The organism is Streptomyces sp. NBC_00647 (assembly GCF_045207245.1).
GTDB lineage: Bacteria > Actinomycetota > Actinomycetes > Streptomycetales > Streptomycetaceae > Streptomyces.
Map to the genome: position 1 here is coordinate 4,343,344 of NZ_CP109040.1, position 22,244 is coordinate 4,365,587.

General features: G+C 67.5%; 22 protein-coding genes and 1 pseudogene. 3 read left to right on the forward strand and 20 right to left on the reverse strand.

Annotated features, from left to right (window positions below; genetic code table 11):
* Positions 1-387 precede the first annotated feature (387 nt).
* The 4 genes from OG788_RS18995 to OG788_RS19010 form a co-directional block, all read right to left on the reverse strand.
* On the reverse strand, positions 388-2,778 hold the full coding sequence (locus tag OG788_RS18995; protein WP_351541907.1) for a UvrD-helicase domain-containing protein: 2,391 nt from the start codon (positions 2,776-2,778) through the stop codon (positions 388-390).
* Between the two features lie 83 nt (positions 2,779-2,861).
* Positions 2,862-3,644, reverse strand: a complete 783-nt coding sequence (locus tag OG788_RS19000) for an anti-sigma factor family protein (protein WP_406372248.1) — start codon at positions 3,642-3,644, stop codon at positions 2,862-2,864.
* Between the two features lie 38 nt (positions 3,645-3,682).
* Positions 3,683-4,213, reverse strand: a complete 531-nt coding sequence (locus OG788_RS19005) for a sigma-70 family RNA polymerase sigma factor (RefSeq protein WP_037619265.1) — start codon at positions 4,211-4,213, stop codon at positions 3,683-3,685.
* Positions 4,214-4,438: 225 nt separating this feature from the next.
* On the reverse strand, positions 4,439-5,026 hold the full coding sequence (locus tag OG788_RS19010; protein ID WP_406372250.1) for a CGNR zinc finger domain-containing protein: 588 nt from the start codon (positions 5,024-5,026) through the stop codon (positions 4,439-4,441).
* Positions 5,027-5,301: 275 nt separating this feature from the next.
* On the opposite strand from OG788_RS19010, the gene OG788_RS19015 reads away from it, so the two are divergent.
* Positions 5,302-5,856: a DUF1772 domain-containing protein gene (locus OG788_RS19015; protein ID WP_406372252.1), complete on the forward strand. Its 555-nt coding sequence runs from the start codon at positions 5,302-5,304 to the stop codon at positions 5,854-5,856.
* Here the strand turns inward: OG788_RS19015 and OG788_RS19020 are convergent.
* The 3 genes from OG788_RS19020 to OG788_RS19030 all read right to left on the reverse strand — a co-directional run bounded on the left by OG788_RS19020 (position 5,805) and on the right by OG788_RS19030 (position 9,047).
* Entirely contained in the window at positions 5,805-6,956 is a 1,152-nt protein-coding gene (locus tag OG788_RS19020) for a uroporphyrinogen-III synthase (protein ID WP_406372254.1), read from the reverse strand. The genes OG788_RS19015 and OG788_RS19020 overlap by 52 nt on opposite strands.
* Positions 6,957-7,080: 124 nt before the next feature.
* Positions 7,081-8,463, reverse strand: a complete 1,383-nt coding sequence (locus OG788_RS19025) for a nitrate/nitrite transporter (RefSeq protein WP_406372256.1) — start codon at positions 8,461-8,463, stop codon at positions 7,081-7,083.
* Between the two features lie 188 nt (positions 8,464-8,651).
* A complete protein-coding gene (locus OG788_RS19030; protein ID WP_406372258.1) occupies positions 8,652-9,047 on the reverse strand; it encodes an SgcJ/EcaC family oxidoreductase in 396 nt (131 codons plus the stop codon).
* Positions 9,048-9,255: 208 nt separating this feature from the next.
* Here OG788_RS19030 and OG788_RS19035 point away from each other — a divergent pair, with 208 nt between their 5' ends.
* A complete protein-coding gene (locus tag OG788_RS19035) occupies positions 9,256-10,284 on the forward strand; it encodes a sigma-70 family RNA polymerase sigma factor (protein WP_406372260.1) in 1,029 nt (342 codons plus the stop codon).
* 275 nt (positions 10,285-10,559) lie between these two features.
* Here the strand turns inward: OG788_RS19035 and OG788_RS19040 are convergent.
* A pseudogene (locus OG788_RS19040) lies at positions 10,560-11,603 on the reverse strand (hypothetical protein); the annotation flags it as partial.
* Positions 11,604-11,901: 298 nt separating this feature from the next.
* On the opposite strand from OG788_RS19040, the gene OG788_RS19045 reads away from it, so the two are divergent.
* Positions 11,902-12,390, forward strand: coding sequence for a hypothetical protein (locus OG788_RS19045; RefSeq protein WP_406372262.1), 489 nt, complete (start codon positions 11,902-11,904; stop codon positions 12,388-12,390).
* Positions 12,391-12,426: 36 nt separating this feature from the next.
* Here the strand turns inward: OG788_RS19045 and OG788_RS19050 are convergent, their stop codons facing one another.
* From OG788_RS19050 to OG788_RS19105, 12 genes are all read right to left on the reverse strand, one after another.
* Complete coding sequence (locus tag OG788_RS19050; protein ID WP_406372264.1) at positions 12,427-13,029, reverse strand: hypothetical protein; 603 nt, start codon at positions 13,027-13,029, stop codon at positions 12,427-12,429.
* Between the two features lie 2 nt (positions 13,030-13,031).
* Entirely contained in the window at positions 13,032-13,634 is a 603-nt protein-coding gene (locus OG788_RS19055; RefSeq protein WP_406372266.1) for a hypothetical protein, read from the reverse strand.
* Positions 13,635-13,655: 21 nt separating this feature from the next.
* Entirely contained in the window at positions 13,656-15,086 is a 1,431-nt protein-coding gene (locus OG788_RS19060; protein ID WP_406372268.1) for a hypothetical protein, read from the reverse strand.
* Between the two features lie 15 nt (positions 15,087-15,101).
* A complete protein-coding gene (locus OG788_RS19065; protein ID WP_351541918.1) occupies positions 15,102-15,410 on the reverse strand; it encodes a hypothetical protein in 309 nt (102 codons plus the stop codon).
* A 39-nt stretch (positions 15,411-15,449) separates the two neighbouring features.
* Entirely contained in the window at positions 15,450-16,499 is a 1,050-nt protein-coding gene (locus OG788_RS19070; RefSeq protein ID WP_406372270.1) for a hypothetical protein, read from the reverse strand.
* Positions 16,487-17,143 (reverse strand): hypothetical protein, encoded by a 657-nt coding sequence (locus tag OG788_RS19075; protein WP_406372271.1) that lies wholly within the window; start codon positions 17,141-17,143, stop codon positions 16,487-16,489. Before OG788_RS19075 ends, OG788_RS19070 begins: the two co-directional genes overlap by 13 nt.
* 283 nt (positions 17,144-17,426) lie before the next feature.
* Complete coding sequence (locus OG788_RS19080) at positions 17,427-18,113, reverse strand: hypothetical protein (RefSeq protein ID WP_406372272.1); 687 nt, start codon at positions 18,111-18,113, stop codon at positions 17,427-17,429.
* 20 nt (positions 18,114-18,133) lie between these two features.
* Entirely contained in the window at positions 18,134-18,757 is a 624-nt protein-coding gene (locus tag OG788_RS19085; RefSeq protein WP_406372274.1) for a hypothetical protein, read from the reverse strand.
* Between the two features lie 91 nt (positions 18,758-18,848).
* Complete coding sequence (locus OG788_RS19090; protein WP_406372275.1) at positions 18,849-20,189, reverse strand: hypothetical protein; 1,341 nt, start codon at positions 20,187-20,189, stop codon at positions 18,849-18,851.
* Complete coding sequence (locus OG788_RS19095) at positions 20,186-20,509, reverse strand: hypothetical protein (RefSeq protein WP_351541923.1); 324 nt, start codon at positions 20,507-20,509, stop codon at positions 20,186-20,188. The genes OG788_RS19090 and OG788_RS19095 overlap by 4 nt, the downstream gene beginning before the upstream one ends.
* A 42-nt stretch (positions 20,510-20,551) precedes the next feature.
* Complete coding sequence (locus OG788_RS19100) at positions 20,552-21,598, reverse strand: hypothetical protein (protein ID WP_406372277.1); 1,047 nt, start codon at positions 21,596-21,598, stop codon at positions 20,552-20,554.
* Entirely contained in the window at positions 21,586-22,242 is a 657-nt protein-coding gene (locus tag OG788_RS19105) for a hypothetical protein (protein ID WP_406372278.1), read from the reverse strand. The genes OG788_RS19100 and OG788_RS19105 overlap by 13 nt, the downstream gene beginning before the upstream one ends.
* Positions 22,243-22,244: the final 2 nt, after the last annotated feature.

Sequence of the window (22,244 nt, forward strand, 5' to 3'; positions counted from 1 at the left end):
TTTCCGTGTCACTGCTTTGTGCCGTCCGATCGTCGCACCTACCCCTGAGTACGGGGTAGTCGCCCCTGATTGCGAACGTTTTGTTCACGAGGCGATCGCGGTTTCGGAAAATGGATTCCACTCTACGAGAAGCGTTCGGGCAACGAAAGAGGCCCACGTCACAGGGTGACGTGGGCCTCTTCAGGTCCTTCGGTGAAGGACGACGTTCAATGACACCGACCCGCCATGCTCGCCTCGCGGCAAGTGGTCGCTCGTAGCGACGAAGGTTGGGCCCGGGGGCTTGGATCGGGCCGGTGCCACGTCAAAGGTAACAAAGGATCCTCGTAAGGCAATTCCCGTCCCGAGAGTTCTTTTCGCCGGGACGGGGCGGACGGGGAAGGGACCGGGTCAGTCCCGCAGGAGATCGGGGACTCCGTTCGGGTCGGGGTCGTCGCGGTCGCTGGAGACGACGGTGAGCTGCTGTGTGGCCCGGGTCAGGGCGACGTACAAGACACGCAGTCCGGCGGGCGACTCGTCCGCGATCTCCGCGGGCGACACGACCACCGTCGCGTCGTACTCCAGCCCCTTGGCCTCCAGGCTTCCGAGGGCCACCACACGGTCCCCGAGCCCGGCGAGCCAGCGGGCGGCCTCCTCACGCCGGTTCATGGCGACGACGACGCCCACGGTGCCGTCCACGCGGTCGAGGAGGTGGGCCGCCTCGGCGCGCACGGTCTGGGCGAGGGAGTCCCGCACGACCGCGAACCGGGGTTCGACACCCGTGGACCGTACGGCGGACGGCGACTGCGAGCCCGGCATGGCGAGAGCGAGGACCTTGGCGGCCAGCTCGGCGATCTCGGCCGGGTTGCGGTAGTTGACGGTGAGCGTGAAACGGCGCCGGGGCCGGGTGCCGAGAGCCTCGTCACGGGCCTCGGCCGCCTCGTCGGGGTCGGACCACGAGGACTGCGCCGGGTCGCCCACGACCGTCCAGGTGGCATGCCGGCCCCGCCGGCCGACCATCCGCCACTGCATGGGCGTGAGGTCCTGCGCCTCGTCGACGATGACGTGCGCGTACTCGGTCCGCTCCTGCGCCAGCCGCTCGGCGCGCTCGCGCTGCGTCTCCTCGCGCACCGGCATGAGCTCCTCCAGACCGGTGAGCTGGTCCAGCGGGTCCAGATCGCGGCGCTTCTTCGGCCGGGCGGGCGTCCCGACGATCGCCTCCAGCTCGTCGAGCATCGCCACGTCGTGCACGGAGAACCCGTCCCGCTTCAGCGAGCGCGCCACCCGGCGGACCTCGCCGGGGTTGAGGATCCGGCGCGCCCAGCGCCCGAGCCGCCGCTCGTCGGCCATGGCGGTCAGCACCCCGCGCGGGGTCAGCTCCGGCCACCAGGCGTCGAGGAAGGCCAGGAAGCTGTCCTCCAGGGTGACGTCCTCGTCGAACGAGGACCGCAGCTCGGCGGCCAGCTCCGGGTCGGTGTGCCGGCCCCCGGCGCCCGACTTCGCCCACAGCGCGTCGAGCAGCAGTTTGCGTGCCCGCGGCCGCAGCAGGTTGACCGGCGCGGTCCCGCTGAGCGCGTTGTGCTTGATGCGGTTCAGCTCGGCGGACTCCAGCTCCAGCCGTCGCCCGAAGGCGACGACCCGCAGCCGGGTGGGAGGACCGGCGGGGGCCGTCTCGGGCTCCCCGAGAGCGAGCTGGCCGGAAGCGTTGCCCGCCGCACCGGCCGGCGCCTCCAGCGCCCCGCGTGCCGCCTTCCGCAGCACCTTCAGCATCCGGTGCGAGCCCTTGGCGCGGGCCACCGCCGGGGAGTCGTACAGCGTGGCGCCCACACCGTCGACGAGCGAGCCGATCGCGCGGATCGCGACCTGGCCCTCCTCGCCGAGCGAGGGCAGCACGCCCTCGGTGTAGGCGACGAGCAGCGGGGTCGGGGAGACGATCAGGATGCCGCCCGCGTACCGGCGGCGGTCCTGGTAGAGCAGGTAGGCGGCCCGGTGCAGGGCCACCGCCGTCTTGCCCGTGCCGGGGCCGCCCTCGACGTAGGTCACGGACGCGGCGGGCGCGCGGATCACCATGTCCTGCTCGGCCTGGATGGACGCCACGATGTCCCGCATGGTGTGACTGCGGGCCTGCCCGAGCGCGGCCATGAGCGCGCCGTCGCCGATGACGGGGAGCTCACGGCCGTCGAGGGAGGCCTTCACCTCCGGGCGCATCAGGTCGTCCTCGACGCCCAGGACCCTGCGGCCCTTGGAGCGGATGACCCGGCGGCGTACGACCCGGCCGGGGTCGACCGGGGTGGAGCGGTAGAACGGGGCCGCCGCGGGCGCCCGCCAGTCGATGACCAGCGGCGCGTAGTCGGCGTCCAGGACGCCGATACGGCCGATGTGGAGCGTCTCCGCGATGTCGGCCGTGTTGTCCTCGCGGACCGCCCCATCGGCGGGTTCCACCGCCGTGTAGGCGCCGTCGGGACCCTTCTTGCCGTCCTTCCCGCGGAGCAGGTCGATCCGGCCGAAGAGAAAGTCCTCGAACTCGTTGTTGAGACGGTTGAGGTGGATTCCCGCACGGAACACCTGGGCGTCCCGCTCCGCGAGCGCCCCCGGCGTCCCGACGTGACCGCGCTGGGCGGCGTCGTGCATGAGGAACTCGGCCTCGTGGATCTTCTCCTCGAGGCGCCGGTAGACCCGGTCGAGATGTTCCTGCTCGACGCCGATCTCACTGTCCCGTACGGAGTCGTCCTTGACGGAGTCGTCCGGTACGGATGAGTGGACCGAGCCGAGCGCGGTTTCCTGCTGAGCCTGAGCGGCCACCGGGCCCCCTTCTGACGTGCTGGGCAGCCGTCAACCGTACGCGAAGGGAGGCCCGTCAGGCTACGTGCGCGCCCGGGGTTCGCTCACGCGTCCACCTCGACCAGCCGCTTCCCGTCGAAGGTCATGACCTCGAAGTGGTCGATCTGGTTCGGTGTGAAGGCCGCGCCGCCGTGCACGTAGAGGGGCTGCTTGGCCTCCTCGGTCTTGGCGTTGGGGAGGCCGTAACCCCAGTTCGGGACCGCCCAGGAGGTCACCGTCTCGCGCTCGCCGTTCTTGCCGACGGCGATCAGGGAGCACTTGAGCGGGCCCTTGACGTTCTTCAGCTGGAGGACGGCGTGGGTGCCCCAGTCCTTCGGCTCGACGGCGACGACGGCGTTGACCTTGGTGCTCGGGTCCGTGGCCTCCGTCTTGTCGGTCATGACCTCGAAGGCGGCCTTGGCGGGGCTGGTCGCGTGCGCCTGTGGCACGTTCGTCCCGCCGTCGCCGCCGCCGTTGACGGCCATGACCGTCAGGGGACCGCCGATGATCAGCGCGGCCGCGGCCGCCACCAGGTACATGCCGCGGCGGCGCTTCTGGGCGCGCCGCGCCGAGACCTCGTCGACCAGCCGCTCCGCGAGCCGTGGGCTCGGGCGGGCCGAGAGGGACTCGCCGATGGCCGGGCTGCCCTGCGAGGCGGGCAGGTCCGCGAGCGCGGCGAGCATCGGCTCCATCCCGGCGAGCTCGTCGAGCTGCTGGGCGCACCACTCGCAGGTGGCGAGGTGCTCCTCGAAGGCTGTCGCCTCGGCGTCGTCGAGAATGCCCAGGGCGTAGGCGCCGACAGTCTCGTGGATGTCCCCGGACCCTTGCTGTCCGCGTGGACCTTGCATGGCTCCCGGCCCACCTGTTCCGTAACCCCCGTACGTGTTCATGCCGTCACCCCCCGCTCCTCCAGCGCCAGCTTCATCGAACGCAGGGCGTAGAACACCCGTGAGCGCACAGTGCCGCTGGGAATGCCGAGCGTTTCGGCCGCCTCATTGACGGTACGCCCTTTGAAGTATGTTTCGACCAGTACTTCCCTGTGAGCAGGGGTCAGGTCGTCCAGCGCGTCCGACAGTGTCATCAGCCACAACGCCTTGTCGATCTCGTCCTCCGCGGGGATGACCTCCAGCGGCGACGGGTCGACCTCCTGCGGCCGGGCCTGCCGACTGCGGTGGCCGTCGATGACGATGCGTCGGGCGACCGTCACCAGCCAGGGGCGTACCGAACCGGTCGCTCGATTGAGCTGACCGGCGTTCTTCCAGGCACGGATGAGTGTTTCCTGCACAACGTCTTCGGCGCGCTGCCGGTCTCCGGCGACCAGGCGCAACACATAGGCCAGCAACGGCCCCGCGTGCTCCCGGTACAGCGCACGCATCAGCTCCTCGTCGGGTTCTGTCGACGAGGACTGCTGAGACATGCGATGTCGGGCCCTTGGCCTGTGTTCATCAGCCACGGCTGAATCCTTGCGCACGCCTACCTCCGGTGTCCGGGGGATCCCCCAGTCGGTCGCTCATCACCGGGTACGTGTGTTGGTACGCGGGTGTTCAAAGCGTTCAGGATTTTTTCTGTTGAAGATGTGTAGACGCCGAAAAGAATGCGTATCGATCACCTCACGTCACTGGCTGTTCACGGACGGGTGTGATCAGGCACGCGCCAGAGCCGCCCGCCGTCGGTGCCGGGCCACTCTCTCCCGGTTGCCGCACACCTCGCTGGAGCACCAGCGCCGACGCCGGCCGCGCGAGGTGTCGAGGTAGACGATCGGACAGTTGTCTCCCTCGCACTGTCGCAGACTAGCCCTCGCCGGCGGGTCGGTGAGCAGGTCGAGGGCGTCCCGGGCGACCACGGAGAGCAGTTCGGCGCAGTGCGGCGGGGTGTGCGGGGCCCGACGGAGCGAGCCGTCGTCGGCGCGGACGGCCCGGAGCGCGGGCGGTGCGGCGAGGGCGACGGCGTTGACGCGGGCGAGCGCGCTGTCGGCGGGCCGCGCGTCCAGCTCACCGCGCACCAACTGGGCGATATGTCCGCGCAGTTCCCGGAAGCCGAGCAGCCACGCCGTGTCCACGGCGGTCAGCGGGGTTCCCGCGGGCACCAGCCCGGACGCGCTGACCCAGGCACCCAAGTGGGCGGCCGAGTCGAGGCGTTCCTCGGGATGGGTGGTCGCCGTCAGATCCAGGCAGATCCGCCCGGAGTCGAACCGCAGCTCGTACGAGGCTGTGGCCATGCCCGATGCCATGCGCCTGTCACCGCCTTGGGGTCACCCGCCGTCGTACTCCCTACAGTGCATGCCCCGGCGCCCCGCCGGAAGACTCAGTACCGCCCCTTACCGGACGCGCACCGGCCGGGAACGGCGAAGCGCGCCGCCTGGCGGCGGCATCGCGGCGGACCGCTGGGCCGCGCGCACGGTGGAGCGCGTGGGAAGACGGGGTCGATCACGTCGTGGACGCCCGCGTATGCGGCCGCGCGCCTCGGCCATGTCACCCGTGCCGCGGCACCGGTTGACTGAGGGACATGACGGACAACAGCACGGAACGACGCGGCACGGCCGCGGGTGTACTGGGTGCGGCCACGGTCGCGATGGGCCTGATCGCCGGGGTCTTCTACATCTTCGCCTGCGCCATCATGCCGTCGCTTGCCCGCAGCGACGACCGCGTCTTCATCGAGGTCATGCAGAACATCAACGACGTCATCCAGAACCCCGTGTTCTTCCTGAGCTTCCTGGGCGCCCTGGTGCTGACGGCGGTCTCCGCCCGGCAGTTGCGCGTCGAACCGAACCGGTGGTGGGTGTTCACCGCCCTCGCCGCCTACACGCTCGTGTTCCTCGTCACCATGGCCGTGAACATCCCGCTCAACAACCAACTCGCGGACGCCGGCGACCCTTCACGGATCGCCGACCCGGCCGCCGTGCGCGACCGGTTCGAGGACACCTGGGTGGCCTGGAACGTCGTACGGGCCCTGCTGTCGACGCTCGCGCTGGCCTGCCTCGCCCGTGCCCTGTTCCTGTACCGGCGGCCTCAGACGTCGGCGTACTTGGAGTCCGCGGCCGGGTCGAGCGCGAGCCGGTAACCCCGCTTGACGACCGTCTGGATCAGCTTGGGCGCGCCGAGTGCCGTACGCAGCCGGGCCATCGCGGTCTCCACGGCGTGCTCGTCACGACCGGCACCGGGCAGCGCACGCAGCAGCTCGGCCCGCGCCACCACCCAGCCGGGCCGTCGCGCGAGCGCCCGCAGCAGTGACATCCCGGCGGGCGGCACGGGCCGCAGCGCCCCGTCCACCAGCACCGCGTGCCCCCGGATCTCCACCCGGTGCCCGGCGACGGGCAACGTCCGTGCCCGGCCGGGCAGTTCCTGGCACAGCACCTGTACGAGGGGGCCGAGCCGGAAGCGCTCGGGCTGGACGGTGTCGATGCCGTGGGCCTGCAACGGCAGTGCGGTGACCGGTCCTACGCAGGCGGGCAGGACGTCGTGGTGCAGTGCGGCGAGGAGTTCCGCGTGCAGGCCACGGTCCTCGGCCCTGGACAGCAGGGAGGCGGCGGCGGGCGCGCTGGTGAAGGTGAGCGCGTCCAGGCCGCGGGTGAGAGCCGCGTCGAGCAGCCGGTCCACGGGCCCGATGTCCTCCGGCGGCATCCACCGGTACACGGGAACGGGGATCACCTCGGCGCCGGCGGCGCGCAGCGACTCCACGAACCCGGGCAGCGGTTCACCGTGCAGCTGTACGGCGACGCGGCGGCCGTCGACGCCCTCGTCGAGCAGCCGGTCGAGCACCTCGGCCATGGACTCGGAGGACGGCGACCACTCCTCGGTCAGCCCCTGGGCCCTTATGGCGCCCTTGACCTTGGGCCCGCGGGCCAGCAGTTCCACCCCGCGCAGCCGTGCGAGCAGTTCCTCGCCGAGGCCCCATCCGTCGGCGGCCTCGACCCATCCGCGGAATCCGATGGCGGTGGTGGCCACCACCACGTCGGGCGCGTTGGCGACCAACTCCTTGGTCGCGTCGAGCAGTTCACTGTCGTCGGCGAGGGGCACGATGCGCAGGGCCGGCGCGTGCACGACGGTGGCCCCGCGGCGCTGGAGCAGCGCGCCGAGCTCGTCGGCCCGGCGCGCGGCGGTCACTCCCACGGTGAACCCAGAGAGAGGCCCGTGGTCGGGTCGCTGCTTTTCGTCGTACATGGGGCTCTCGTCTCGCGCTCGTCGAGTCGTCGTACGGGTCTGTGCTGTCGTACGTCCGCGGCTGATCCGAGCCTGTCAACGGACCGTGACAGGCTCGGATCGAGGTGATGTCGGGCGTGTTACGTCACACCTCGGCGTAGCTGAGCTGGGACTTCGCCTCGGCGGTGGCGGTGGCCCGTGCTCCGGAGGCGGCCGGACGGCGAAGGTATACGGCCCAGGTGACCATGAAGGCGACCGCGTAGAAGACGAGGAAGGTGACGAAGGCGCCGGTGCCGGAGCCGGAGCTGAGGAACGACTGCCGGAAGGCGAGGTTGATGCCCACACCGCCGAGCGCGCCCACGGCACCGATCAGCCCCATGGAGGCGCCGGAGAGCCGGCGCCCGTACCTCGCGGCCTCTTCCCCTTCGAGCCCCTTGTCCACGGCCTTCTTCTGGAAGATCCCGGGGATCATCTTGTACGTCGACCCGTTGCCGAGCCCGCTGAGCACGAACAGCACCACGAAGACGCCGACGAAGAGCGGCAGCGACTTCTCACTGCTGGCGAACACGAGGATCCCGGTCGCCGCGGCCATGCCGACGAAGTTCCAGAGCGTGATCCTGGCGCCGCCGTAGCGGTCGGCGAGCCAGCCGCCGACGGGCCGGATCAGCGAACCGAGCAGCGGGCCGATGAAGGTGAGGTAGGCGGCCTGGAGCGGCGTACGCCCGAACTGCACCTGGAGCACCTGCCCGAAGGCGAAGGCGTAGCCGATGAACGACCCGAAGGTGCCGATGTACAGGAACGACATGATCCAGGTGTGCGCGTCCTTCGCGGCGTCCCGGGCGGCGCCGGTGTCGTTCTTCACGGAGGCGATGTTGTCCATGAAGAGGGCGGCGAGAACGGCGGCCACCACGATGAGCGGGATGTAGATCCCGAGGAGTACCCGGGGCCCGCCGCTCGCCCCGATGATGGCGAGCGCCACGAGCTGGATGACGGGGACGCCGATGTTGCCGCCGCCCGCGTTGAGGCCGAGCGCCCAGCCCTTCTTGCGCAGCGGGAAGAAGGCGTTGATGTTGGTCATGCTGGAGGCGAAGTTGCCGCCGCCGATGCCGGCCAGCAGACCCACCACGAGGAAGGTGTTGAACGAGGTTCCGGGCTCCATCACCACGAAGGCGGCGACGGTCGGCACGAGCAGCAGACTCGCGGACACGATGGTCCAGTTCCGGCCACCGAAAAGCGCGACCGCGAAGGTATAGGGGACCCGCACGACGGCGCCGACCAGCGTCACCATCGAAGTGAGCAGGAACTTGTCGGCCGGGGTGAGCCCGTACTCCGGCCCCATGAACAGGACCATCACCGACCACAGGGTCCATACGGAGAACCCGATGTGCTCGGACAGCACGGAGAAGATCAGGTTGCGCCGGGCGACCTTCTCCCCCTTCTCCTCCCAGAAGACCTCGTCCTCCGGATCCCACTCCTCGATCCAGCGACCACCCCGCGCAGGGGCTGTACTCGTGGCTGGGGCAGTCATCTCACGCCTCCGTTGGTTCTCCGGGCTTACTGGGCTGCTGTTTCCCGAAGGTAGGGAGGGCGCGTTTCCGCGCTGTGCCTGTGAATGACCGGAAGGGAACGTTGCTCTCACCCGCTCCCGGACCCGACGGTGAGGACGGGGCGGGAACGGGTGCGGCAGGTCGGGGGCAGGGCCTGCCGGCCCGCCGCTCAGGCTGCGGCGTTGTGGTACGAGGTGATGGCCCAGCTCCCGCCGGCGGGATCGCGGACGAGAACCCAGGTCGCACGGCGCAGCCGGTCGGCGGGCAGCTCGCTCTCACCGGCCAGGAGAATCCCGGTCTCACTGACCACGACGGCGGTGCCGGGCCGCGGGAAGCGGATGCGCCGGGGCTCGTCGAGCGGCCGGGACCCCTTCAGCGGTCCGTCGAAGGCGGCCGCCATATAGGCACGGATCTCCTCCCGGCCGTCGTGGAAGACGCCCGGCATCACGGCCGTCGCGTCCTCCGTGTAGAGATCCGCGAAGGCGTCGGCGTCGTGGTCCGCCCAGGCGGAGTAGAGACGGTCGAGGACGGTGCGGACGTCCTGGCTGTGGTCCGTTGCGTTCATGATGATCCTTCTCCTCGGATGCGTTCGGTGCCGGTACGTACCTCCTCGGCCGCCGGAACTCATCGGTGCCGGGAGCGATGAGTTCCGGCGGCCCCGGACGTACGTACCGGTGAACGACGGGTCCCGAAGAGCACGGACACGAGGAACCGAGCCACCGAGAGGCCGAGAGGCCGAGAGGCCGAGAGGCCGAGAGGCCGAGGAGCAGACCATGACGACGCGCGACGACGACGGACGCGACGGACGCGACGGACGCGAGGGCTTCGAGGAACGGACGGCCCCTTACCGCGGCGAACTTCTGGCCCACTGCTACCGGATGCTCGGTTCGGTGCACGAGGCCGAGGACCTGGTGCAGGAGACGATGCTGCGGGCCTGGCGCGCGTACGACCGCTACGACGCGGAGCGTGCGTCCCTGCGCACCTGGCTGTACCGCATCGCCACCAACACCTGCCTGACCGCTCTGCGCGGACGCGCCCGCAGACCGCTGCCCTCGGGCCTGGTCGGCGCGCTGGAGGATCCGGCGGCGCCGATGACGACGGGGACGGAGGTGCCCTGGCTGGAACCGTTCCCGGACGCAGGCGGAACCGGGCTCGCCTTCGGCACCGGGGCGGCGGCCCCGGATCCCGCGGGGGTGGTCGTCGCCCGGGGCAGCCTGCGCCTGGCGCTGATCGCCACGATGCAGTTGCTGCCCCCGCGTCAGCGGGCGGTCCTCATCCTGCGGGAGGTACTGGCCTGGCCGGCGGCGGAGGTCGCCGAGGCCCTCGGCACGTCGACCGCGTCCGTGAACAGCGCGCTCCAGCGGGCCCGCGCACGGCTCGCCGAGGCCGGACTGACGGAGGACGAGGTGGCGGAGCCGCCGGACCAGGACCAGCGCGCGGTGATCGACCGCTATCTGCGCGCCTTCGAGGACGCCGACCTCGACACCCTGCGCACCCTGCTCACCCAGGACGTCGTCCTGGAGATGCCCCCGGTCCTCAATTGGTACGTCGGCCCCGACGCCTATGTCGCCTTCATCGCCCGCGTCTTCGCGATGCGCGGCACGGACTGGCGGCTGCGGCCCACCTCGGCGAACGGACAGCCCGCGCTGGCGGCGTACGTCCGCGCACCGGGCGACGACACGCACCGCCTCCACACACTGCAGGTCTTCACGGCGGACCGAGGCGCGGTGAGCCACACCGTGGTCTTCCAACTGCCCACGGTATTCAAGGCATTCGGTCTTCCGGAGGTCTGGGCCGGCTGAACGGCGGCTTACTCCGCCGGGGGCTGGGACTGAGACGGCGACGGGCTCTGGTGGGGGTTGGGGTTGGGGTAAGGGGGCTGCTGGGGGTGCGGCTGATGACCGTGCGGGTGCTGGGGGTGAGGGTGCTGGGGGTGTTGCGGCTGCTGCGGTACGGGGCTGGGCGGGGAGGAGGGAGCGGCGCCGGGCTGGGCGTAAGGAGCAGTACCGGGTTGGGCGTAAGGAGCAGTGCCGGGTTGAGCTGAGTACGAGGCCTGCGGGTGGTACGGGCCGGGTGCTGGGGACGCGTACGGGCCCGGAGCCGGAACCGGGGGCTGGTCCTGCGGATGGGCGGGGGCTTGGGCCGGGGGGTGAACCTGTCCCTGGGCCGGACCGGCGTAGGCGCCACCCGGCAGACCGACGTGCGGACCACCCGGCTGACCGGCGTAGGGGCCGCTCGGCTGACCGGCGTACGGGGCGCTGCCCGGCTGGCCGGCGTACGGAGCGCTCGCTTGACCGGTGTACGGGGCGCTGCCCGGCTTACCGGCGTACGGAGCGCTCGCTTGACCGGTGTACGGGGCGCTGCCCGGCTTACCGGCGTACGGAGCGCTCGCTTGACCGGTGTACGGGGCGCTGCCCGGCTTACCGGCGTATGGGGCACTGCCGCCCGGCCGACCGGTGTACGGGGCTTGCGGGGCGTAGGGGGTGTAGGGGCCGTACGGACCGGCAGCCCCCTGTGCGGCGCCGTGCCCCGCCGTCGGCGGCAGATACCGCACCCGCCCGCCCTCCTCCGTCACGGGCGCGAACCCGGCCGCCCGCAGCAGCGCCGCGAACTTGGCGTTCCGCTTGCGCGTGACGACGAGGCCCACACCGAGGACGACCATCAGCACGGCCCACACGATTCCGGCGACGGTGTAGGCGGCCGAGTCCCCGCCCGCCCGTACCCCGAGCACGACGCACCCGACGGTGAGACCGACCGCCGCGTACACCATCCGCTTCTCGGCGTTCTTGCCGGTGAGGTCGAAGTTGATGCGGGCCTTGAGGAGTTCGAGCGCGTCAGGGACGACGGGCGGCAACGAGACCCCGTCGCCGGCCTGCGGATACTGCGCCCAGTTCTGCGCGGCACGCGCCTGAGCCTGCGGGCCGGGGTCGGGCACGATGAGCATCGTGAGCGCGTTGTTGCGCCCGCCGCCCTGACGAACGTCCGCGTACTCGTAGCCGAACTGCTGGGCGATGAAGGCGAGTCGGGCCAGCTTCTTCACGGAGGCCATCGGACTCGTGAGCTGCACCGCTTCCCCCGCGGCCATCAACCGGAACATCTGCCGGATCTGCCTCTTGCTCATTCCGCCCCCAACTCCCCACCGGGCTTGCCCGTTCACACCAGCAACCGGCCCAGCCTTTCACGCGCCCTCGTCTCCGCAGAACCGCGGGGCGATCCGGTTTACCGGGCCTTGACCCGATGGTGACGGCGTGACGGAACGAGGCGGACGCTCCCGTGGAGGCAGCCGCTTCACGGGCCTCCTCAAGGGGCGCCCGCTATCGTCGATCGCACTTCGCGAAAGCACGGGAGATTCCATGTCCGCTGGATCGAGGCCTGGACGGCCCGAGGTGAGGAGCCCCCGGTCCTCGCATGCTCAGAATGTGGCGTTCGCCGCGGGATTCGTTCTCGTGCTGGCGGCCATGACCCTCGGAGCCTTCGCGGGCGTCGCCCTGACCACCGGCCTGGCGGACGATTCCTTCCTCTCGCACGCGGTGCCGGAGGACGGACGCAGCAGTCTCGTGATCGGCGGCATCGGCGTGGGCGGCCTGACCGGGCTGCTTCTGCCGCTGATCCTGATGGGGCTCGTACGGGGAACGGAGCGGAAGCCGCGACGGCGACTTCGGCCGACCGAGGCGTTCCGAAACACGCTCGCTCTTCTCTCCTTCGACGTGTACCTGCTGCTCGTGTCCGCCATCGCCGCCCAACTCGGGCGGTTCCTCCCCGAAGGCCTGACCACAGTGTTGAGTGTCTTCGCCATCGGCTTCAGCTGGATGCCCCTGGCTCTGATCCCGTGGGAGAGGTTCGGACTCACGGACACAGGAGCACGACTCGGCGCAGCCGACGATTCGGACTCACACGGGCCTGGTTGATCCGGCCGAGGCATGGGTCACTGTCGCGACCGACCATCAGGTCCAACTCAGGGACTTCGCGATCGCCTCGAAGAGTTCAACCATGGCCTCGGCGAACGGATCCAGCGATGTCGAGAAGGTCAACAGCAGCGATGCAGTGGTCATCGGGATCTTGACTGCGTAGTCGACCGTCGTCACAGGAAGGCTGTTCCCGTGCGAGTCGTCGTCGGCCGGGACCGTGCGCGTTCGCCGACGGATCGCAGGTCCCGCGAAGGGCAACAGGAACTCATCGATCTCCTGAGCACGCTGTTTTCTCGAGGCCGACAGCCCAAAATCCTCGTCAGGAGGAACAACCGTCACGAGAAGCGAAGCCGAGAGAGGGACGGGCCCGATCGATGTTGTCGAGACGTAGAGCTCCACTCCTCCATTCCGATACGCGTCCTCCGCACGGGCACCGAGCTCTTTGGCCAACTGCCGCTTGAGGGCGGCAGCATCATCCTGACCTTGCAACGCGTTGTCGATCAGTGCCCGGATCGAACGCTTCCACTGATCAGGCTCGAGGGGAATTCTGAACCAACCGTCCGGAACGATCAGCCTGTAGTCGGTCGGTGGTGCCGTGACGGCTTCTCCCGTCGAGATCTCGACGCCCGGCTCGGTCACCGTCAGACCTCCTTCACTTGAGCGAGTTCCAACGACTCGGCAAGGGTCTGGGACAACTCCAGCAACGCCTCGCTGAAGATCAGGTTCGTCCAGGTCATGCGGAGAACCAGAACGTTGTCCACTTGCGGAGGAAGAACGGCATAAGTCACCGACTCCAGCTGGGTCTTCTTCCTGAAAAGCGACCCTGTCTCAATGGACCGAATCTCCTGCACCCGAACGCCGGGACCGGTCGGCAGGTCGACGTTGATGACGTGCTGACGCTCCGGTGCCGTGGGGAGGACATCACGAATCAGGTCCGGCAGACGATCGACGGATTCGTATCCCTCACTGTCGTAATCGTGAACCTCATAGACAGCCATGACAGCCTTGGCCGCATCCACCACGTAGGCATAGGCAAAGGTAGGGGCACCCGCATCGGACGATGCGGCCAGTTGCGCCAGAACTCTCGCCAGTCCACGTAGCTCGCTACGAGGAGCTGTCGCACCCAGATAGGTCTGCGCAGCCTGCTTGGACCACTCCCCCAAGTCCAATCCCTGCCCCACCGGCAGCCTGATACTGCCTTCCGGTTCAGAGATCAAACATTGCCACACCGAATCATCACTCACTCGAACTCTCCTTGGTCACTCCTAGCCTACCGTCCAAGCTTCTTTCCACTTGTTGTAAGGATTGTCCCACTCGGTAAGGCCGTGAAGCTTATCGTTCCCATCCACCGTCGTAGCAGCCACAGTGTGCCCGAGCCACCTGTTTCCAGCTCCTCGCACATAGTCGGCGAATTTCATACCACCCATTGATTCGAACTTGCCCAGAATCGGAATCTCCTGAAGAATCTTTCCAGATTCGACCCATTCCGGATTCCCGAACGGTCGAGCACCCGCCCACGCGTCACGACTGAACAGGTTGCCGATTTCCTTGAAATCCCTGAGGCCCTTCACCGCATCGATGGAATCTCTATAGATAACCTTCGGATTCAATACATGCGAGAACTCGTTCATCTTGCCGAAGAATCCGGGAAGGTTTCCCGAAAGGCGTTGCGCGGCTTCTTCCGCCGCCTTGTTGGCAACCTTTGTCGCCTTGCCCTGGAGCGTGTTCACGGCCTTTGACGATCTACCGGCCAGGGTATTCGCCGCCAGAAAGTCGGTACGAGCCGTGCGGCTGGCCGTCTGCACCCCTCGTACACCGGCAGCAGCGGTGCGCCCCGCGCTCAGCGCCGCCCGCCCCAATCCCAGCGTCAGCAGGGCAATGCCGTCCAGGACAAGATCCGCAATACTTGCATCCCCGGAGAAGACCAGGACCAGATGACAAGCAAGGGAGACCAGAGTCGCCAGCAACGCGATCGCGTCCAACACGCCGGCGAGCGCCCATCCGATGATCGGAATCCAGCCGACGAGAAGCGACGTCAGAGCGCAGATGGTAGCCACCCACCCCGCGATATCCGCGACATTCTTGAGAGCACCCTTGATGTTCTCCCAGGTGGAATCCTTCAGCTTGTCGTGATCCATCAGATCCTCAAGCGCGCGAGCCGCCTTCTCTGCAGCCTTATTGCGAGCGTCCTTCGCCGCGTGGACGCGCTTGATGGAATCCTGAATGCGATCGGCTACATCATCGCGCTTCCTGACCAGCTCGCGCTTCTTTTCCTCATAGCCATCTGCCGCCTCATCGAGGGCATCGATGAGCCTGTTCAGCCTGTCCTTCTCATCGCAGTCGACCTCGGCGTCACTTCGGGCCTTGTCGGCGGATTGCTGGGACGAAGCCAGAACGCTGGCATATTTTTGATCTGGCTGTTCAGACTGCTCGCCCAGCACATCGGCGGCCGTGTCATAACGATCCATGACCTTCTTCAAACGGCCGGCCGTTCCATCGGCGGCCTTTCGGAACTCATCCGCCGCGTCGCTCTGCCACCCTTCGACCCCGCAGAGAGCATTGATGTTTCCCGACTGCTTTCTGATGGCGTCGGCCACGGCCCGGAACCGCCTGCCCAGCTTCGCCACTGCCGCCGGATCCCCGGACACCGGGTCGGATTCGAGTTCGACAGGTGACCAATCCTTGGGACGAGTCATGATTCGCCCCAGCCCCTACGACTTCTTCTCGTTCTTGCGCACCGCATCAGCCAGTTCAGTATCGATCTTCTCGTACGCTTCCGCCGCAGCCTTCGTGATGCCGGAGAGCTTCTTCAACTCTTCTTCGAGTTTGGAACGCTTGTAATCCCAATTCGACGCGAAGTCATTCAGTCGATCGGTCAATTCCTCGTGCCCTATGACCTCTTGGCTCCATCCATACTTTCCCTTTTCGTCGAGCCGCTCCAGCTCGCCGACAATTTTGGAAAGTCCCGTCGAAACGCTTTTGATAACATTCAGATCATCGATCCGGGTTCCGTCACCCATAATTCCCCCGTTCTCCAGGTCGATTCGCCGCGATCGGACTCAGCGGTTGACGGACTGGATCTCTTGCACGACGACGTCCTGCTCGGCTCCGAACGTGCCGTCCGGCAGGCCTCGCTCTTCGGGGACGCCGGTGCCCGTCCAGTGGATCTTCCACGTGATGGTCGCCCTGAGCTGGTACGAGCCATCGCCCGAAGAGCGCAGGTACTTCACCCCACAGGGGGGCGTCTCCGTCGCCTTGCCCTTCGCGTACGCCTCACCGATGTGATCGCCGGTGATCTCACACACGCCGGAAGCGGGATACGTCTCCGCGTCTGCCGTACCGGGATCAATCTTGAGTGAGACCGGCTCCGCGGTCGTCGTGGCTTCGATACCCAGCACCGGAACAGACGCCGTGACGGACACGGGCTTGAACTCGGCGCCGTCGAGCCAGGACCAGGTGGGCAGATTGACCTTGGTCGTACCCTCGGGGGCCAGACTTACCTTGGTGCCGGGGACCCGGATCTCGGCGTACGCGAGTTCGGCCAGGACCTCAGGGGTCACAGCGTTCTTGATGCGCGCCGGCGGGGGATCGCCACTGTCCACCCAGAAGATGGGCTCCTTACAGGAGTCCCACCCAGGGGGAAACTCCTTGTTGACGTACGAGTCCCACCAATAGCCCTTGCCCGTCTTGGCTTTGTTGAAGTCCTTGTAGTCGCCGTCGACGTAGTGCTTGCGCTGTTCTGCGTCCCAGGCATCACCGGTGGAACCGGCAGCCCAGATCGGCTCGAGATAGGCCTTGAGCTGCTCCGGCGTGTACTTCGGGGCGTACCAACAGGCAGGCGGCGTCCAGGACGAAGCCGTCGCGACAGCGCCTACGGAGCTGCCTCGACCGTTCTTCGAACGGTCGAAGACGATACCGCCGGCAGTCGCAGAGACGGTGTCGCCGTCAACAGCGCCCGAAGTATTGCTGTCCGATCCGGGCCCGCCACCGAACGTTCCTCCACCTGGAGGGTCCTGGTCCGCGAGGGCGGGTGGGGCTGACACCAAGCAAGCCGACGCCGCGACGAGCAGAACCGGTACGAGACGAAGGAGCCGGCTCACGGCTGGCACCTGTCGGCACCCCGAGTAGACACGATTTTCACGAGTTCCCAGACCCCCTGCTTGTTCTTCTCCACCTGAACCCCATAGGCGACATAGCTGTTCTTGGTGGTCTTCGTCTTCTTGACCTCGCTGGTCTTGATGACCTTGCTGAAACCCTTGCTTTCGTCCGCGCAGTAGCTGAGCGAAGCACTGTCCTGGGACTTGACGGTCACCTGCCGGTCGAAATAGCGCACCGTTCCGGTGACCGTCCATCCGGCGGACTTGAACGACTGAACCCATTGTTGAGCTGCCACTGCGCCCTCGCCCTCCGTGTAGAACTCAAGCGCAGGAAGGCGCGGATTCTGGGCATCGATGGCTGCGTTGAGCGCGCGGATGAGGTCGGCGTTGTCCTTGAGGATCGCGTCCTTGACGGAGTCGCCCGTCTTCGACCCCTCGAAGGTCAGCTTCAGGTCGGACGGCAGCTCGATCTTCGGTCGTCCCGCGGAAGCCGTCGCACTCGCCTCGGGCGAAGCCGACGTCTCACCCCCGGTGTCCGCCCCGGCGATCTTGTCGTTGCCCTTCGGCTTCTCGTCACCGCCGCCGCACGCGGTCAAAAGCAGCGCCGCTGTCGCTCCGACGACGGCTGTGACAAGCAGGCGGGGACGGCGGTTCACGGCAGACTCCTGTGCGACGTGGGGTGCGGAAGGGCAACAACACGCTATCGGGGGCTCATGCGACGACACCAGTGCGAATGGCGCCGACGCGGAGCGCAGGAGCCGGGCATAGAGCCTCATAGCGTGGCCAACCGGCTGCCCAGAACCTTCGATCGAGTGACGGTGCACCGTGAGACACATCACCGAGTTGGCGTCCGCAAAGCCCTCGAATCAATGGCCCGATCGACGGAACGAGCCTGGTCTTCGCGGTTCTTGACGGACCGCCATGACCTTCCACACGCGATCACGACACCTCAGTTGCCGAGCCCAGGGGATTGTCGAAGGTGGCCAGGGCGGTGATGTGGCGGAGGATCGCGCGGTACTGCTCACGGTGCCCGACAGCCGTCGTGCTCAGCGTGAATACCGCCAGTCTTCTGCAGTCCGGGTGCGGCAGGTGGGCGTGGAACTGGACCAGCGGCAGCTGAGGGAGGCCGCTGTCGGCCCTGGGCGTGCGCATGCTTTCGCTGAACGTGGCCGGGCCACAAGGAAGTTCGGCGTATGCGACGCGCGCCTGCGCATCGAGGCCGCTCACCGCCCGAGCGGCCGTCACAGCTCGAGGCGACACCGCCGTTGCCCGCCAGGACACGGTGAAGAACGACAACAGCGGCCGGCCGCTGCTCGTAACCCCCTCATCGACGTCGTCGCGGTGCAACCCGACCGAGCAATGGACGGTTCCGGCTTCCCGCAGAGCCCCGAGCAGTTGCTGCCCCTGTGCGAACTGGGCGATGAACTGCTGCCGGGCCACCTCGTCGGGAGCCGAGTCCAGAAACGGGGCGAGGGCGGTGCGCAGATCACCGGCAGCTACGGAGTCCGGTAAGGGGAGCAGCGCATCGAGAGGCACAGCGGTGAAGCCGGCGGGTTCCGCGAACCAGACATCGGCCTCGGGGTCTTCGGCCGAGTCCGCGACGGTGAAGTGGGGGACCGTGGTCATCGAGTCCTGCCAGGTACGAGTCAGTATGAACGCGGTTGCGGGCGCACCACGTCGGGAACATGAGCGCCGGAGCGGCGGGCACGTTCGAGGGCGGCCGGGCTTGCGTTCCAGTCGGACGGCTCGACGCCCCGGCGGCCCGTTGCGGTGCGCTGATAGAGCAGATGAAGCCTCTTGGGTGCCTCGCCGTTGCGGCTGGTGGCAGCGATGACGGCGACGAAGCGGGGGTCACCGGCGAACCAGAGCGGCTCGATCTGCGCCTTCAGTTCCGGCTTCGTACGAGCCGTACCGAAGCGTCGCATCCACCAGAAGGTACGCATGCCGGAAAGGAAGAGCAGCGGGATCTGCTCCCCCGGCTCCTCCGGATTGGGCAACTCCAGCCACATCTCGTCCTCTTGAGCCAATGGATGCTTGTTCCGGCCCCGAGGGACGCCGCTGAGGAATTGCCAGGGGTACTCCCAGAGGACGCGCTGGATTTGGATGGAGGGGCGGATGTGGGCGAGTTGGAGGATAGCTCGGAAGGTTGCATAGCCCAGCAACGGGATGAAGAGCGGGGTGAATCCCGGAGACAGGAATACCACCAGCACAGCCAACGACCCGATCCAGACAGCGATCCATCCCACCAGGCGCAGGACGATCAAAACCATGTGCTGAGTCCAGGCCCTCCTGGTCGGCGGGTGGTCCCATGCAGTGGGGCAGCCGGTCGGGTCCATGCAATTGACTCTCTCTGTTCGGGTCTCAGAAAACATGACGGGCGATATCGGCGAGCCCTCCGACGTCGAGGCCAAGCCTTGCGCCGTCGATACTCGCCACGGAGCCGTCCTTGATCCCATCGTCATCGGTGTCCACAGCGGTCATGACCAGGCCGAAGCCCGCAGTGCCCACACCCATCGAGGCGGAGGTGACCTCAACCGCTTTCGTGATCTGTGCCGCCCTGGCGCCGCGAATCGTAAAACCGAGCAGCGCATTGTCCAGGTCCGAAATGGATTTCGCATGTTCCATGGTGCTGCTTCCGAATCGGATGACTCGTTGGCCGAGCGAGACCGCTTCGCCCGCCTCACCAGTGGCCCGAAGACCGGCAGCGGCACCTTTGCCCACCGCGCCGATGCCGGGAACCATGCCGAGGGCGTCGCCCCCTACGGTCACGAGATTGCTCCAGAAGTCAGTATCGAGCTCACCCTTGGCGAAGCCGTCTCTCAGCGACGCCCACACCGTGGGGTGTTCAGCGATGCGGAGAGACAACGCCGTCCCGCTCAACGCCCCCGCAGCAAGCAACAGCACCGCCGCTGCCGTACCACCCGACACAACGAACAAAGCGACCAGCCCGATCACGGCACCCACCGTGCTCAAAATGTCCGGCAGATTCTCACTGAGCCAGTCGAGTGCTGAGTCGAACCAGCCCGGCTCATGCGGGGCCAGCTTCTTTGTGGCGTCACGGATCTTGCCCGCGCGGTGCTGGGCCTGGTGCTCGTGTTCGTCCGCGAGTTTCCGCGCCTTGCCGCGGATCTTCCGGAGGGCGTCCTCGGCGTCCTCCACCGCCGAGTTCGCCTTGGTCAGGGCCTTCTGTGCCTCGTCGTGCCCCGCACCCTTCTTGTCCAGGTCGGGGCTGTCACCCGCTTCGGTCGCGTGGCCCTTCGCCCGGTCCACGGCGGCCTGCGCTTCCCTCGCGTCCTCTTCGAGCCGCTGGGCGCGCAGCTGGAAGTCGTCGAGTTCGCCTTCCCAGCGGTCGAGTTGTCCGGCCGCCTTGCGGATGGAGCGTGCGGCGTTCCTCAGGTTCAGGGGGAGCGGTCCGCCGTCCAGCTGCTCGCGGAAGGCGACGGCCGCGTCGCCCTTCCAGTAGCTGCCGTCCATCAGTTTGGTGACGAGGTCATGCGTCTCTTCGAGGACCTTCGCGCATCCCGTGAGCTTCTTGCGCAGTCCGCTCACCGTCTCCGTACTGCCCGGCACCGGATTGAACCCGAGGTGCGGGTAGTCGGGGTTGGGGAGGTGCGGGGCCGACTTGAGGCCCTGTGGCTTCGCGCGGTCGGCGCGGGACTGCGGATCGAGCGCCGCTCCTGTGTCCCCGGGCGGGTACGTCACCTCGTACCGCCGCCCCTGCCGCTGCCTGCGCCGGCCTTCCTCAGGGCTTGCTCCAGGGCCTTGTCCACCTCACGGTAGCTGTCCCTGCTCTTCCCGATGATCTTGGCCAGGTCCTCGGTCTGCTCCCCGATCTGATCGGCTCCGTACTTCCAGTTGTCCTGGAAGTCCTCGCAGGCACAGTCGAGATCGTCCGTGCCCAGACCGCTGACCGTGGCGTCCTCCAACGCCTTGCGCAGGCCCTTCAACGAATCGGTCGACGACCTGAGCATCTTCATGAAGTGCGACAGCTCATCGCCGTCAACGGCCAACCGCTCCGCCACGCCCTCTGCCTTCCGGATCTCAGTGAGTCCGGAAGGCCGGACTCAACGGTTGACGGATTGGATCTCTTGCACGACGACGTCCTGCTCGGCTCCGAACGTGCCGTCCGGCAGGCCTCGCTCGTCGGGTATACCGGTGCCCGTCCAGTGGATCTTCCAGGTGATGGTCGCCCTCAGCTGGTACGAGCCGTCGCCGGAGGAGCGGAGGTACTTCACCCCGCAGGGGGGCGTCTCCTTCGCCTTGCCCTTCGCGTACGCCTCACCGATGTGATCGCCCGATATCGCGCAGACTCCCGAGGCGGGATACGTCGTGGCGCCGCGCGTCCCCGGGTCGATCTTCAGGGAGACCGGCTCCGCGGTCGTCGTCGCCGTCACGTTCAGCAACGGGACCGACGCCGTCACCGACACCGGCTTGAACTTCGCCGTGTCCAGCCACGCCCACGTCGGCAGATTCACCTTCGTCGTACCCGCCGGAGCAAGGTCCACCTTCGTCGACGGCACCCGAATCTCCGCGTACGCCAGCTGCGCCAGCATCTCCGGGGTGATCGCCTGCGGAATTCTCGCCGGCGGGGCAGCGCCCGTGTCCACCCAGAAGATGCCCTTGTCGCATTTCAGCGCACCCGGATCACCCTCACGCCCCTCGGTGACGTACGAGTCCCCCCAATAGCCCTTACCGGCCTTGGCCTTGTTGAAATCCTTCGCCTCGCCACCATTGACGTACTTGTCGCGCTGCTCCAAATCCCACTCGGGCCCCGTCGACTCCGCATTCCAGATCGGCTCCAGATATTTCTGCAGCTGATCCGGCGTGTACTTCGGAGCGTAGTAACACGCAGGCGGAGTCCACGAACCCGACGAAGACGTCACCGGCCCGGCAGAACCACCCGACCCGTTCTTCGAACGATCGAACACGACAGCACCCGCCGTCGCCGAGAGCTTGCCTGTGGCGTCGCTGTTGCCGGAGACAGGTGGGTCGCCCGGCTTCTGGCTGCCCTCGCCGAAGTCATCGTCGGCGACAGCAGGGTTGGAGTTGACCAAGAGCAACATCGCAAGTGCGGAGCCGACCACGACGCCGCGCCGCTTCACGGCTGACATTTGCTGCTCGCCCTCTCTGAGAGCATGTCCTGCGTCACCCAGACGCCGTCCGAGTTTCTCTTCAACACCGTGTTGTAGAAGACGTAACTGTTCTTGGTGACCGGGGTCTTGTCGACCTTTCCGGTCTTGACGTACTTGTTGTACGCCTTGCCTTGGTCCTCGCAGTAGGTGAGCGCTGCTGAACCATCACCGCGAAGACTCACGGACTCGCTGTAGAAGCGATAAGTCCCAGTGGTACGAGCCTTGTGGTCCACAAATCGCTGCACATACTTCTGCGTCGCGGCCGCAAGCTCCCCTTCGGAGTAGAAGCGGTACGCGGGGTCCAGCGCGTCCTGGTTGGCGATCGCTTGATCCGTGGCCTTGATGAACAGCTGACCATCGGCGAGGACAGCGTCCTTATCCTTGTCGCCCGTCTTACGCCACTCGAAGTTGTAGTGGAGATCCGACGGCAGCTCGATCTTCGGTCGTCCCGCGGAAGCCGTCGCACTCGCCTCGGGCGAAGCCGACGTCTCACCCCCGGTGTCCGCCCCGGCGATCTTGTCGTTGCCCTTCGGCTTCTCGTCACCGCCGCCGCACGCGGTCAAAAGCAGCGCCGCTGTCGCTCCGACGGCGGCTGTGACGAGCAGGCGGGGGCGGCGGTTCACGG

Excerpts from the sequence above, each read along its gene's own strand:
- OG788_RS19060 (WP_406372268.1), bottom strand. The coding sequence starts at position 15,086 with ATGACTCGTCCCAAGGATTGGTCACCTGTCGAACTCGAATCCGACCCG.
- OG788_RS19005 (WP_037619265.1), bottom strand. The coding sequence starts at position 4,213 with ATGTCTCAGCAGTCCTCGTCGACAGAACCCGACGAGGAGCTGATGCGT.
- OG788_RS19100 (WP_406372277.1), bottom strand. The coding sequence starts at position 21,598 with ATGTCAGCCGTGAAGCGGCGCGGCGTCGTGGTCGGCTCCGCACTTGCG.
- OG788_RS19065 (WP_351541918.1), bottom strand. The coding sequence starts at position 15,410 with ATGGGTGACGGAACCCGGATCGATGATCTGAATGTTATCAAAAGCGTT.
- OG788_RS19020 (WP_406372254.1), bottom strand. The coding sequence starts at position 6,956 with ATGTACGACGAAAAGCAGCGACCCGACCACGGGCCTCTCTCTGGGTTC.
- OG788_RS19000 (WP_406372248.1), bottom strand. The coding sequence starts at position 3,644 with ATGCAAGGTCCACGCGGACAGCAAGGGTCCGGGGACATCCACGAGACT.
- OG788_RS19080 (WP_406372272.1), bottom strand. The coding sequence starts at position 18,113 with ATGACCACGGTCCCCCACTTCACCGTCGCGGACTCGGCCGAAGACCCC.
- OG788_RS19015 (WP_406372252.1), top strand. The coding sequence starts at position 5,302 with ATGACGGACAACAGCACGGAACGACGCGGCACGGCCGCGGGTGTACTG.
- OG788_RS19025 (WP_406372256.1), bottom strand. The coding sequence starts at position 8,463 with ATGACTGCCCCAGCCACGAGTACAGCCCCTGCGCGGGGTGGTCGCTGG.
- OG788_RS19030 (WP_406372258.1), bottom strand. The coding sequence starts at position 9,047 with ATGAACGCAACGGACCACAGCCAGGACGTCCGCACCGTCCTCGACCGT.
- OG788_RS19010 (WP_406372250.1), bottom strand. The coding sequence starts at position 5,026 with ATGGCATCGGGCATGGCCACAGCCTCGTACGAGCTGCGGTTCGACTCC.
- OG788_RS19035 (WP_406372260.1), top strand. The coding sequence starts at position 9,256 with ATGACGACGCGCGACGACGACGGACGCGACGGACGCGACGGACGCGAG.
- OG788_RS19085 (WP_406372274.1), bottom strand. The coding sequence starts at position 18,757 with ATGGTTTTGATCGTCCTGCGCCTGGTGGGATGGATCGCTGTCTGGATC.